7 protein-coding genes are annotated in these 13,193 nt (G+C 57.5%); all 7 read left to right on the top strand.

Going from position 1 to position 13,193, the window contains the following annotated elements:
- Positions 1-65 precede the first annotated feature (65 nt).
- The 7 genes from SOM28_RS05040 (at position 66) to SOM28_RS05010 (ending at position 13,109) form a co-directional block, all read left to right on the top strand.
- Entirely contained in the window at positions 66-869 is an 804-nt protein-coding gene (locus tag SOM28_RS05040) for a cytochrome C assembly family protein (RefSeq protein WP_123071290.1), read from the top strand.
- Positions 869-1,117 carry a PP0621 family protein gene (locus SOM28_RS05035; protein ID WP_183407521.1) on the top strand — a complete coding sequence of 83 codons (249 nt, stop codon included), beginning with the start codon at positions 869-871 and terminating at the stop codon, positions 1,115-1,117. Before SOM28_RS05040 ends, SOM28_RS05035 begins: the two co-directional genes overlap by 1 nt.
- Before the next feature lie 19 nt (positions 1,118-1,136).
- Positions 1,137-2,774: a two-component system sensor histidine kinase NtrB gene (locus SOM28_RS05030; RefSeq protein ID WP_123071302.1), complete on the top strand. Its 1,638-nt coding sequence runs from the start codon at positions 1,137-1,139 to the stop codon at positions 2,772-2,774.
- 3 nt (positions 2,775-2,777) lie between these two features.
- Positions 2,778-4,211 (top strand): sigma-54-dependent transcriptional regulator, encoded by a 1,434-nt coding sequence (locus tag SOM28_RS05025; protein WP_320467423.1) that lies wholly within the window; start codon positions 2,778-2,780, stop codon positions 4,209-4,211.
- Positions 4,212-4,786: 575 nt separating this feature from the next.
- Complete coding sequence (locus SOM28_RS05020) at positions 4,787-7,717, top strand: ribonucleoside-diphosphate reductase subunit alpha (protein WP_320467422.1); 2,931 nt, start codon at positions 4,787-4,789, stop codon at positions 7,715-7,717.
- A 203-nt stretch (positions 7,718-7,920) separates the two neighbouring features.
- The gene (locus SOM28_RS05015; protein ID WP_123071294.1) at positions 7,921-9,024 is read left to right on the top strand and encodes a ribonucleotide-diphosphate reductase subunit beta; all 1,104 of its coding nucleotides are present in this window, start codon (positions 7,921-7,923) and stop codon (positions 9,022-9,024) included.
- A gap of 125 nt (positions 9,025-9,149) precedes the next feature.
- The gene (locus SOM28_RS05010) at positions 9,150-13,109 is read left to right on the top strand and encodes a DUF4365 domain-containing protein (RefSeq protein ID WP_320467421.1); all 3,960 of its coding nucleotides are present in this window, start codon (positions 9,150-9,152) and stop codon (positions 13,107-13,109) included.
- Positions 13,110-13,193 lie beyond the last annotated feature (84 nt).

Below are 13,193 nucleotides of genomic sequence, written 5' to 3'. Positions count from 1 at the left end.
GCGGAAGGGAGGCTTCCACCCGGGGGGCTTCCCACCGGCGTTCGCCGATGGTGTAGACTCTTATTATGCAGAATTCCCTCTTCCTTGCCGCTGCCTTCCTGTACGCGGTATGCGCCCTGCTGCCGTCGCGGCTGGGCGCCGTCATCTCGGGCGTGACCGCCGGGGCCTGGGCCCTGCATGGCGTCGCGCTCGGCATGGACGTGATGGTGCCGGGACGGCTGCGGGTCGGCTTCGCCATCATGATTTCCAGCGCCTTGTGGGTGTCGGTGGCGGCCTACTGGTTCGAGAACCGCAATTTCGCCCTCGACAGCCTGCGCCGCCTGGTGATGCCGTTCGCGGCCGCGGCCACCCTGTTGCCGCTGCTGTTCCCGGGCACCCTGACGCCGCTGGCCGGCAAGACCGCCGCCTTCGGCTGGCATATCGCGGTCGCGGTGCTGGCCTACAGCACCCTGACCATCGCCGCTTTCCACGCCGTGCTGATGGCACTGCAAGAGACGCGGCTGCATACCCGCACCGCCGGCGGCGGCTGGTTTGGCTCCGCGCTCGACCAGCTCCCGGCGCTGCTCACCATGGAAAAACTGTTGTTCCGTGTGATCTGGATCGGCTTCGTCCTGCTCAGCCTGACGGTATTGTCGGGCTTCGTGTTCTCCGAACAGGTGTTCGGCCGGCCGCTGCTGCTCGACCACAAGAGCGTGTTCGCGCTGCTCTCGTGGGCGCTGTTCGCGGCGCTGCTGGCCGGGCGCAGGTGGCAGGGCTGGCGCGGCAAGACCGCGCTGCGCTTCACGCTGGCAGGCTTCGCCACCCTGGCGCTGGCCTACGTCGGTAGCCGCTTCGTGCTCGAAGTCGTCCTGCACCGGGGAGTCTACTGATGCGTATCTTGTTCTGGATTGGCCTCATCGTCCTCATCGTGTTCGCCGTGCGCAGCAAGCTGCGCGCGATGGCCAAAAAGCATGGGGTTCCGCCCGATACGGCGCGCGGTCCCGCCGCCCCCAGCGCCCAGATCGAGGCCATGGCCCAGTGCGCCCACTGCGGCATGTACTTCCCGGCGTCCGAATCGGTGAAGGCCGACGGCCAGGACTACTGCTCGCCGGGCCACGTGCGCCTGCCGCCGCCGTAGGGTGAATTCGCCCCTGTCGATGGGCGCGCGGGTCACCCTGTGGCGCACGCTCCAGACCTTCACCGTCACCCGCATCGTCATCGCCCTGGTGCTGCTGCTGTACCTGGGCGTCGACCTGGAAAGCGGCGCGCTGCGCCCGGACCCGGTCAACACCGAAACCTGCGTCTTCTATGTGCTGACCGCGGCGATGTTCGCGCTGGCGGCGCGCTGGCAGCGGCGCTTCCTGATCCAGCTCGGGCTGCAGATCGCGGTCGACCTGCTGGTGATTTCGCTGCTGTACCTGGCGGCCGGCGGCATGCGCAGCGGCCTGGGCATCCTGTATCTGTTTCCGCTGGCCGGCGCCGCAATCCTGGCGCCGCTGGTGCTGGCGCTGTTCTCGGCGGCGGTCGCGACCCTGTTCCTGCTCGGCCTGAACCTCTGGCAGCTGGTGATCGAGGGGCGCGACCCGCCCCTGATGCAGGCCGGCCTGTTCGGCGCCGCCTTCTTCGCCGGCGTATTGATGGTCAACCGTCTGGCGGCGCGCCTGCTCAAGCAGGAAGAGCTGGCGTCCCAGCGCGGCGCCGACCTGCGCATCCAGCAGGCGATCAACGAGATCGTGATCGCCGACGTCGGCGACGGCATCCTGGTAGTGGGCGAGGACGGCGCTGTCTTCACCGGCAACCCGGCGGCGCGCCGCATGCTGGGCTTGCAGGCCGACGCCGGTTTCCTGCTGCATGCCGTGCCGGCCTTCGAGCCGGTGGCGCTGGCCTTCGACGCCTGGCTGGCCGCGCCCGACAACGACAAGGGATTCGTCACCCTGAAACCCTATCGCGAAGGCGACGGCGCCGGCGATGGTGAAGCTGAAGTTCGCGGGCGGCGCGACCAGCCGGTGCACCTCAAATTGCGCTTCGCGCGGGTGGCCGACGGCAGTGACGCGGCCGGCCGTAGCGTGATCTTCATGCAGGACGTGAGCGCCATCGAAAACCAGGCGCAGCAACTCAAGCTGGCCTCGATGGGCCGCCTGACCGCCAGCATCGCGCACGAGGTGCGCAACCCGCTGTCGGCGATCGGCCACGCCACCGAGCTGCTGGCCGAAGACCTGCATGGCCCGGCCGAGCTGCGCTTGCTGAAGATCGTGCGCGACAACGTGACGCGCGTGAACCGCATGGTGGAAGACATCCTGCAGCTGTCGCGCAAGGCCCAGCCGAACGGCGAACCGGTGGCGCTCGGCCCATTCCTCGAAGAGCTGAAGGCCGAATTCTGCGAAATCCACGGCCTGGCCGGTGATATAGTCTATATAGGCGATCCGGGCGGCAGCGCGGTGCGCTTCGATCCGCTGCACCTGCACGAGGTCTTGCTCAACCTGCTGAACAACGCGGTGCGCTACGCCAGCCGCCAGCCGGCCAGCATCCGCATCTTCCCGGCGCGCGACGCCGCCGGCCGGCGCGAGCTGCACGTGCAGGACGACGGACCCGGCATCACGCCTGAAGTGCGCGACCACCTGTTCGAGCCCTTCTATACTACGTCGAGCAAGGGGACCGGCCTGGGACTCTACCTGGCGCGCGAACTGTGCCTGAACAACGATGCGAAACTCGATTATGAATACCGGTTCGACCCGTCCGCGCTGGGGCCGCGCAAGGCCAGCGGCCGCTTTGTCATCACCTTCGCCCTCGAGTAAGCCATGAGCGCGCCCCGCATCCTGGTGCTCGACGACGAAGCCGACCTGCGCGAGCTGCTCGAAATCACCCTGCTCAAGATGGGGCTGGACGTCGATAGCGCCGCCACGTTGCGCCAGGCGAGAAACCTGTTCGAAGAGCGCGACTATGCGCTGGTGCTGACCGATATGCGCCTGCCGGACGGCCTGGGGCTGGAACTGGTGCGCGAGATCGCCGCCTCGGGCAAGGGCACGCCGGTCGCCGTGATCACCGCCTACGGCAGCGCCGAGAACGCGGTGGTGGCGCTCAAGGCCGGCGCTTTCGACTACATCGCCAAGCCGGTGGCGCTCGACGCGCTGCGTGTGATGGTGCGCTCGGCCCTCAAGTTATCGGAAGGCGCCGCGGCGGCCGACGGTGGCGCGGTCGATTCGCGCATGATCGGCCATTCGCCGGCGATGCAGTCGTTGCGGGCCCAGATCGCGCGCCTGGCGCGCTCGATGGCGCCGATCTCGATCACCGGTGAATCCGGCAGCGGCAAGGAACTGGCCGCGCGCGAGATCCACGCCCAGAGTTCGCGCGCCTCGAAACCTTTCGTGGCGGTGAACTGCGGCGCGATCCCCGAGACCCTGATGGAGGCCGAGTTCTTCGGCTACCGCAAGGGCGCCTTCACCGGCGCGGCCGAGGAGCGCGACGGCTTCTTCCAGGCCGCCAACGGCGGCACCCTGATGCTGGACGAGGTGGCGGACCTGCCGCTGGCGATGCAGGTCAAGCTGCTGCGCGCGATCCAGGAGCGGCGCGTGCGCAAGATCGGCGCCACGAGCGAGGAGCCGGTCGACGTGCGCATCATCAGTGCCACCCACCAGGACCTGGCGCGCTGTGTCGAGACTGGCCGGTTCAGGCAAGACCTGTTTTATCGCCTGAACGTGATCGAGCTGGCGCTGCCGCCGCTGCGCGAGCGGATGGACGACCTGGCCCTGCTGGCCGATGGCATCCTGAACCGCTTGGCCGGGCCGGGGCAGGCCTCGCTGGGGCCGGGCGTGCTGGAAGCATTGAAGGCGTATTCCTTCCCCGGCAATGTGCGCGAGCTGGAGAACGTGCTGGAACGGGCGCTGGCGTTTGCCAACGATGGCGCGATCCAGGTCGGAGATTTGTCGCTCAAGGCGGCGCGGCCGGTGGAAGGAGGGCGGAGCGAGACGGTGACGCCGGCCGCGGCGCCGGTCCCGCCACCGGTGGAGGTGGCGCCGCCGCCCAGGCCGATGGCCGCCCCGGTCGCCCTCGGCCCCGCCGAATTGCCGAGCAACCTGCCCGAATATCTCGAACAGGTCGAGCGCGACATTATCCAGCGCGCGCTGCAGCAGACCCAATTCAACCGCACCCAGGCGGCGAGCCTGCTCGGGATCAGCGTACGCCAGCTGCGTTACCAGATGCAGAAACTGGACATCTGCGCACCGGACGATTGAGGCATCCGACCGGCACCGCCGGTTGCCCGATCATGTTACTTTGCGGTAATTATTTTGGTGCATAATGCGCCTTGGCAGAGCATGCGCGCCTCGTTTTGATTCCTATGTAAGTCGCCTGTTTAGTGCAGATTTTTCTGATGTTAGTGCTTGCTCACCGTATGCTCCCCTTCTTTGGTGCGACGCTGAAATGTCAAGACTGCGCGCGCCAAAAAACAAAAAAAATGGCGATTTATTAGCTTGCCTCGATCGCAAGCGAGGTACTACAATTAGTCTCATATCAAAGCTTGGCACTAGATGTAGTGGTAGTGGATCGAAAGACACTAGGTTTTTAGCCAGCGGCGAGTTGTCCGCATGTTGTCCACAAGTTGCCCACAAATTTGTTCAGTGATTTGTCTAGTAAGCACCTGCTGACGAGCTTTATTTAAATATTCTTACCCTGCTTCTCTGGTTTGCCAGCATCGGCCACCGGCTGGCGGGGATTCGTTTTGCTATTAATTTTGTTGACGGACCGCGGCGCCAGCCGCCACCCGGTCCTCGTGTACAAAGGCGGTCCGACCGCTCATCCTGGAGGCTCAATGCAAACAGCACAGAACATCTCGATCAACCAACACGTCACCCCAGGATCGGCGTCGACCAGCCAAACCCCGGCCGAGATCGTCGCGCGCGGCGATTACCGCGTCATCCGCCGCAACGGCGCCGTCGTCGCTTTCGAGCCGCACAAGATCTCGGTCGCGATGACCAAGGCCTTCCTGGCCGTGGCCGGCGGCCAGGGCGCGGTCTCGGCGCGCATCCGCGAACTGGTGGAACAGATGACCGGTAACGTCGTGGCCGCGCTGGTGCGCCGCCAGCCGAACGGCGGCACCTTCCACATCGAAGACGTGCAGGACCAGGTCGAGCTGTCGCTGATGCGTTCGGGCGAACACGACGTCGCGCGTGAATACGTGCTGTACCGCGCCAAGCGCATGGACGAGCGCCGCGCCGCCAAGGAAGCTCTAGGTGGCGCCCCGGTTGCCGCGCCGCAGATTCACGTGGTCGACGGCGGCGAGCGCCGCCTGCTGGACATCAACGACGTCCACGCCCTCGTCAACGCCGCTTGCTCGGGCCTGGAAAAGCACGTCGACGCCGACGCAATCGTCGCCGAGACCCTGAAAAACCTGTACGACGGCGTGCCGGTCGAAGAGCTGTACAAGTCCGCCATCCTGGCTGCCCGCGCGCTGATGGAAAAGGACCCGGCCTACAGCCAGGTGACCGCCCGCATCCTGCTGCACACCATCCGTAAAGAAGTCTTCGAACACGAAGTGCCGCAAGCCGGCGCCGCTGCCGAATACCTGACCTACTTCCCGCAATACATCGCCAAGGGCATCCACAACGAGCTGCTGGACGAAGAGCTGGGCAAGTACGACCTCGAGCGCCTGGCCAAGGCCATCGTCGCCGACCGCGACCTGCAGTTCGGCTACATCGGCCTGCAGACCCTGTACGACCGCTACTTCCTGCACGTGCGCGACGTGCGCATCGAAATGCCGCAGGCCTTCTACATGCGTGTCGCGATGGGCCTGGCCCTGCGCGAAGACGACCGCGAAGCGCGCGCCATCGAGTTCTACAACCTGCTGTCGTCGTTCGACTTCATGAGCTCGACCCCGACCCTGTTCAACTCGGGCACCCGCCGCTCGCAGCTGTCGTCGTGCTACCTGACCACCGTCGGCGACGACCTGGAAGGCATCTACGACGCCATCAAGGAAAACGCACTGCTGTCGAAGTTCGCCGGCGGCCTGGGCAACGACTGGACGCCAGTGCGTGCGCTGGGTTCGCGCATCAAGGGCACCAACGGCCGTTCGCAGGGCGTGGTCCCGTTCCTGAAAGTGGTCAACGACACCGCCGTGGCGGTGAACCAGGGCGGCAAGCGCAAGGGCGCGGTCTGCGCCTACCTGGAAACCTGGCACCTGGACATCGAAGAATTCCTGGACCTGCGCAAGAACACCGGCGACGACCGCCGCCGCACCCACGATATGAACACCGCGAACTGGATTCCCGACCTGTTCATGAAGCGCGTGATGGAAAAGGGCGCCTGGACCCTGTTCTCGCCATCCGAGACGCCAGACCTGCACGACCTGACCGGCAAGGCCTTCGAAAAAGCCTACCTGGCCTATGAAACCAAAGCGGCCAACGGCGAAATGGCGGTCTTCAAGAAGATCGAAGCCATGGACCTGTGGCGCAAGATGCTGTCGATGCTGTTCGAGACCGGCCACCCATGGATCACCTTCAAGGACCCATGCAATATCCGTTCGCCGCAGCAGCACGTGGGCGTGGTGCACTCGTCGAACCTGTGCACCGAGATCACCCTGAACACCAGCGCCGACGAAATCGCCGTCTGCAACCTGGGCTCGGTGAACCTGCCGCAGCACATGAAGGGCGATGGCCTGGACCACGTCAAGCTGCAAAAGACCATCCGTACCGCGATGCGCATGCTGGATAACGTCATCGACATCAACTACTACGCGGTGGAAAAGGCGCGCAACTCGAACCTGCGCCACCGTCCGGTGGGCATGGGCGTCATGGGTCACCAGGACTGCCTGCACATGATGCGCATCCCGTTCGCGTCGGAACAGGCAGTCAAGTTCGCCGACATCTCGATGGAAGCCGTCTGCTACTACGCCTACCTGGCGTCGACCGAGCTGGCCGAGGAACGTGGCCGCTACGAGACCTACACCGGCTCGCTGTGGGACCGCGGCATCCTGCCGCAGGACTCGATCAAGCTGCTGCTTGAGGAACGCGGCGGCTACCTGGAGCAGGACACCAGCGAATCGATGGACTGGACCCCGGTGCGCGAGCGCATCAAGCAGTTCGGCATGCGTAACTCGAACTGCGTGGCGATCGCCCCGACCGCGACCATCTCGAACATCATCGGCGTGTCGGCCTGTATCGAACCGACCTTCCAGAACCTGTACGTGAAGTCGAACCTGTCGGGCGAATTCACCGAGATCAACTCGTACCTGGTGCGCGACCTGAAGGCACGCGACCTGTGGGACGAAGTCATGATCGCCGACCTGAAGTATTTCGACGGTTCGCTGTCCAAGATCGACCGCGTGCCGCAAGACCTGCGCGACATCTACGCAACGGCCTTCGAAGTGGAACCGAAGTGGCTGGTGGAAGCCGCCTCGCGCCGCCAGAAGTGGATCGACCAGGCGCAGTCGCTGAACATCTACATGGCCGGCGCCTCGGGCAAGAAGCTGGACGAGACCTATAAACTGGCATGGCTGCGTGGCCTGAAAACCACCTACTACCTGCGCACCATCGCCGCGACCCACCTGGAAAAGTCGACCACCCGCACCGGCGCCCTGAACGCCGTGCCGGTCTCGGGCGGCCTGCAGGCAGGTCATGCAGCACCGGCAGTAGTAGCGCCAGTCGCCGCAGCACCAGCCGCAGCGACTGCCGAAATGGATGAAGGCGCCGCCTGCTACCTGCGTCCAGGCGACGACGGTTTCGAGGAATGCGAAGCTTGCCAGTAATGCTGTAACCAGGTGCGAGCTGACCAAATGGTTCGCTCGCACCCGTAACTTCAAGACCGTCGTTCCCGCGCAGGCGGGAACCCAAGTTCGCCTATAGCACCGCAAACTTCAAGGTTCCCCCTCGTCGGCCGACAATCATCATCAACACACACACGTGACCTCACCGCGCCCAACGCGACAGGCCACCACAGAAGGAAATCACCATGCTCTCTTGGGACGACGAACCAACCAGCGCCCAGCGCGCCCCACAAGCCGCCAATCCAGAAGGCGCTCCCGCCGCTGAAGTGGCCAAGCGCGTCAACGCCGACGACAAGCGCATCATCAACGGCGAAACCGACGTGAACCAGCTGGTGCCGTTCAAGTACAAATGGGCATGGGACAAATACCTGGCCGGCTGCGCGAACCACTGGATGCCGCAAGAAGTGAACATGCAGCGCGACATCGAGCTGTGGAAGAACCCGAACGGCCTGTCGGAAGACGAGCGCCGCCTGGTCAAGCGCAACCTGGGCTTCTTCGTGACTGCCGACTCGCTGGCCGCGAACAATATCGTGCTGGGCACCTATCGCCACATCACCGCTCCCGAGTGCCGCCAGTACCTGCTGCGCCAGGCCTTCGAAGAGGCGATCCATACCCACGCCTACCAGTACATCGTCGAATCGCTGGGCCTGGACGAAGGCGAGATCTTCAACGCCTACAACGAGATCGACTCGATCCACGACAAGGACCAGTTCCTGATCCCGTTCATCGACGTCCTGACCAACCCGGAATTCAAGACCGGCACGACCGAGACCGACCAGCAGCTGCTGAAGTCGATCATCGTCTTCGCCTGCCTGATGGAAGGCCTGTTCTTCTACGTCGGCTTCACGCAAATCCTGGCGCTGGGCCGCCAGAACAAGATGACCGGCGCCGCCGAGCAGTACCAGTACATCCTGCGCGACGAATCGATGCACGTGAACTTCGGCATCGACCTGATCAACACGATCAAGATGGAAAACCCGCAGCTGTGGACCCCGGAATTCCGCGAAGAGATCAAGGCCCTGTTCCTGGAAGCGGTCGACCTGGAATACCGCTACGCCGAAGACACCATGCCACGCGGCGTGCTGGGCCTGAACGCCCCGATGTTCAAAGGCTACCTGCGCTTCATCGCCAACCGCCGCGCCGTGCAGATCGGCCTGGAGCCGCTGTTCCCGAACGAAGAGAATCCGTTCCCGTGGATGAGCGAGATGATCGATCTGAAGAAGGAACGTAACTTCTTCGAGACGCGTGTGACTGAGTATCAGACTGGTGGGACGCTGAGCTGGGATTAATCACAGATTGTTTAGGTTATATGTTATGTAGTAAGTAGTAAATTACGAGACCCGGCTTTTTCAGGCCGGGTCTTTTCGTATCTGCTTCATAAATGTATTAATCTGCCTGAATGCTAGGAATAATTATGAGTAATTCGTCTTTGCCAGAAGAGAGCGAAGCCCAGAGAATCGGCCACAATGCGGATAAATGTTTTAATGCAAACTGTCCCGATTCTTGGCGCGTTCACTCGTTAGACGGCACAGATGATGCGGGATTTGATTATCAAGTCCAAATTGTTAATGGTGGAAAGTACCGGGATATTTTTAGGGTTCAGTTGAAAGGAACTCAGGCTCCTCAAATGAGCGCTTTGGGAGATTTTTTCTCAATCGTGCTTAAAGCGCGGACGTTAAATTACTATTCTCGCGTCTCAGAACCAATTTTGTTGGTCTTATGTGATCTTAGTGTCGATTTAAAGCGGCCGATAAATTGCCCTCTATATTACATCTGGATTCATGAGGAAATCCAACGTCACAGGGATGGAAATCCTGGAAGTGACTCTCAAGCATCCTTAACGATCAGGGTCCCTAGAGCTAATTTACTTGAGCCAGACCTCGATATAAGTTCATATATCGATATGCATCGTCGTATGGTGATGGCTGCTAAATCTTTAGATCAAACCGTTGAGGATAAATTGCCAGCCGTTGATTCAGCAGCACGCGCTGATATTTTGCTGAGAATATCCGATGGATTTGCTAAGCGAGATTCTGCTTTGATAGAGCAGATGTCTGCTCCAGTATTGACGCCTTGGCCTGAAGCTCCCTTTGAGACTATCGCCGGGAAACTAAAAAGTATTGCAGAGAATCTTGCTGCTGGATTATCTGAGTTTGCCCGTAAAAAATTATCGGAAATTTCAACGGGCCTAATCTCTGCAACTGTGGCTGAAAAAGCAGAATACTGGTATTTAACAGGGCGACGGCTATCGCAAGATTCACTGGAGGATCAAGCTACGGAGGCTTACAAGAATGCCTTCGCCCTGTCCAGTAATTCGACACGATACAAAACAGCTTGGGTTGAGGCAGAGCTTCGTGCAAGGTTCGAGGGCATTGGCGAGGCAGATTTCTCAAATATTAAAAAATATCTGACATCTGAATCTTCTGAGGAAGTCGCACTTCATGCACGAATTCTCGCTGCAGAAGGGCTCTATATTCAAGCTGAAGAGATGCTTGAAAAAATTCCAAGAAAGGAAAGTTTAGGCACACTTGCAATCCTTAAGATCATGCGATCAGAATGGATTGCGGTAATCGAATTGTGTAACGAGGGTCTTCACCTTGAAGGGATCAAAGATGATACCAAGCAGCTATTCTATATATTGAGAGCGAGGTCTTATTTTTATCTCTCGATGCCAAATTCCTCACTTCATAAAAATGGAGGAATTATTCCGGTATTCGGCCCGGTGAACCTGTGTCTGGAAAATTTAAATTCTGCTTGGGAGGATATTGAAAAGACAGTGGAACTTATGAGTGCATCTGGTTGGTCGAGGAATGTGGGATATTTCTCGGATATATGGGCATGCACAAGTATGATGCTAGGAAAGGAAACGGCTACATTAAATCTAATGCATGTAGCAGCCAGAAAAAGACCACGCGAAGTTGGACTGCAAGAAGCATTAGAAAGAATCGCTATGCAGTGCAAAGAATGGGCGATTGCACTCGACGCAAATGCTGCACAGCCGGAAAGCGGTGGCCAAGTTCTTCGTCGAATAATTCTACTATATCAGGCCAAAAATTATTCGGAATGTGTAAATCTCTTCGAGGATAATTCTTCATTGCTGCCTAGGGATGACGACAAATACCTTCTATGCCTCAGCTTGGCAGCTCTTGCCGCAGATGAGGTAATTCGTCCGGATGTCGGAAAGAAAGTTGAAGAATTGCTCCAGAAAGAAGATGGATGGGAAGCCGAGGCGGCTGTTATTGAATATTACCGTGCTGTCTCAAGAAATCCGTTAGCTAGAGCCGAAGCTGTGCGGGTTCTGGCTGACAAATATCTGACGTTTGGAAAGCCGAAAGTTATCGGGCAGCAACTTTTCCACGCACTGGATGCGTTTGATATTTCTGATGCAGAGAAGTGTGTTGAGGTTGCATTAGATCTACGCGCTGAACAAAAATTATCTGTCGAAGCAGAACTTCACCTAGCTCAAGCTTATACAACACTCGGTAAATGGGAAATACTGCTGGATCTTGTCGATGACGCCATTAGGCGATTTGCTCATATCAGCAGGTTTCAAGCGATTAGAGCATTTGCGCTTGATAAGATTGGTAACTCAGCGGAGGCATTAGAACAACTACAAGTGATTGTGCACGACAGCGAATATGATTCCGTTGCAATAAATACATATATTAATATTGCAGCTCGCTGCGGTTTCTCTGAGGATGCAATCTCCCTTGTTGAGCGACTTCTGGGCAAAGAAGTTCAACGTGAAAAAAAATTTGATTTATTGAGATTTCTTTTTTGTCTTGTTCAGATGAGTGATCCCCAATCTCAACGATCTGAAGAAATTGCCTGGCGAATGGGGATGCATGCTAGACAAGAGATCGAGCATGAAGAAGGTGTATTTATCTTGGCCTATCTTACATCTACGATGCCAAGCAGTATAAAAGTCACTACGGCCAGAAGAAATGATTTTCAGGAAAGAATTAAAAAATTTACTGAACGTTATCCGAACTCAAAATTCTTCAGAGTAGGGAAGATATCTGAAGACTCCACCGCCGATGATCTGAAAAAATTCTTGCGTCAAATGGTGGGGGAAAGCATTGAGAGTGAGAATGTTAAAAATAAATTCGCCAATCTACTTGCAAAAGGTAGCATCGGCATACCGTTTTCTTGGCGACCTCGAAACGTTTTAAATAATGTAGGTGATGTGGCTGCCTTATGGCAGATAACAAAAAGTGCCAATCGCGATGCGAGACAATATCGTTTAAACATGGTTGTCGGGGAGGTTAAAAATCTATTCCGGCGAGATATCGAATCAAAAATTCCTCTTTTAGATATGATAACTCTCTTTGTGATAAAAGATCTTAAATTATTCGATGTGCTGTTCTCAGTTTTCCCGCGCATTGCGGTAACACAAAATACTCTTTTAGAACTGCAGCGTCTGGCAACACCAATGGTTGGAAGTTGGGCGCGAGCACAGTGTCAGGAGTTGATAGAAATTCTTAAGTTTAATATTCGGAAAATAATTCAGCCTATACCTAATAAAAATAAATCTAGAGATCTTGACCTGGCTGGGGTAGAGGATATCGACGGAATCTTGAGTGATCAGCGATTTGTCCTTTATTCGGATGATGGTGTCGTTCGAAGTTATTTCAGCAATGAATCGAAATGTGATATGTGTACATTAGATTTGCTGCGAATTGCGGAAGAACTAAAGGTTCTGACGTCCTTGGAGGTTTCTCGCAAAGTAGGCCAGCTATGTTTGTGGAATGTTGATGTTAATGTATCATTTAAAGATTTAATTTCAGTGATTCCGGGAGAAGTAGAGTCAGCAAAGAGTGTCGCAGAAGTGATCGATATTATCCAATCTGACGAATTAGCATCCGCACTTTTCGAAGGCGTGTGGAACGTTAGAAAAAACTATCTCGAGATATTGAAGCACCTTGCTGTGGTATTGGTTATTTTGTTAAATAACCCAAGGAATACAGTGCAAACAATAAGCGGAATAGCTGGCGTTTGGTATAGCAGTGCACGGCTTAGAACTGATATTGAAAATATTTCGCCATTAGAACGTCTAGCACAACTAACTATCTTTGTGGCAGCTCACCCTGAAGCCCATGTAATTAATACGTTGAAAAGACTGTTCGAGGTTTATATGAATCTTGTCTGCTTGGAATGGGGGGATAGAATGGATGAGATTCATGAAAAAAAAGCAATAGGTAGGTTAGCCATCATGGCCGCAACATTTGATCATGAAGTAAAGGGGCGCGGAAATGAGCAGCTGGGAACGCTTTTTATGAAAATATTCACTGATGGAACGGCAGATGAAGAGTGTTTTTCTAAGGCGTACGGCGATAGGCTTCTAAAGCTAAAAATACAGTTGCATAATACTTAAGCAAGCGTAGTTGGGGGTCACGTGATTGGGGTCAGGCCTGATATTCGGAAACGAGCTCTGCCTTTGGATGCATTTATTGTCGAG

The sequence above is a fragment of the Massilia sp. CFBP9026 genome (assembly GCF_034045165.1).
In the GTDB taxonomy this organism is placed as follows: Bacteria; Pseudomonadota; Gammaproteobacteria; order Burkholderiales; family Burkholderiaceae_D; genus Telluria; species Telluria arenae.
This window is presented reverse-complemented; position numbering and strand designations above follow the sequence as displayed.

Bases quoted from the DNA above. Each gene is read 5' to 3' on its own strand.
- SOM28_RS05010 (WP_320467421.1), top strand. From the start codon at position 9,150: ATGAGTAATTCGTCTTTGCCAGAAGAGAGCGAAGCCCAGAGAATCGGC.
- SOM28_RS05030 (WP_123071302.1), top strand. From the start codon at position 1,137: ATGGGCGCGCGGGTCACCCTGTGGCGCACGCTCCAGACCTTCACCGTC.
- SOM28_RS05020 (WP_320467422.1), top strand. From the start codon at position 4,787: ATGCAAACAGCACAGAACATCTCGATCAACCAACACGTCACCCCAGGA.
- SOM28_RS05040 (WP_123071290.1), top strand. From the start codon at position 66: ATGCAGAATTCCCTCTTCCTTGCCGCTGCCTTCCTGTACGCGGTATGC.
- SOM28_RS05025 (WP_320467423.1), top strand. From the start codon at position 2,778: ATGAGCGCGCCCCGCATCCTGGTGCTCGACGACGAAGCCGACCTGCGC.
- SOM28_RS05035 (WP_183407521.1), top strand. From the start codon at position 869: ATGCGTATCTTGTTCTGGATTGGCCTCATCGTCCTCATCGTGTTCGCC.
- SOM28_RS05015 (WP_123071294.1), top strand. From the start codon at position 7,921: ATGCTCTCTTGGGACGACGAACCAACCAGCGCCCAGCGCGCCCCACAA.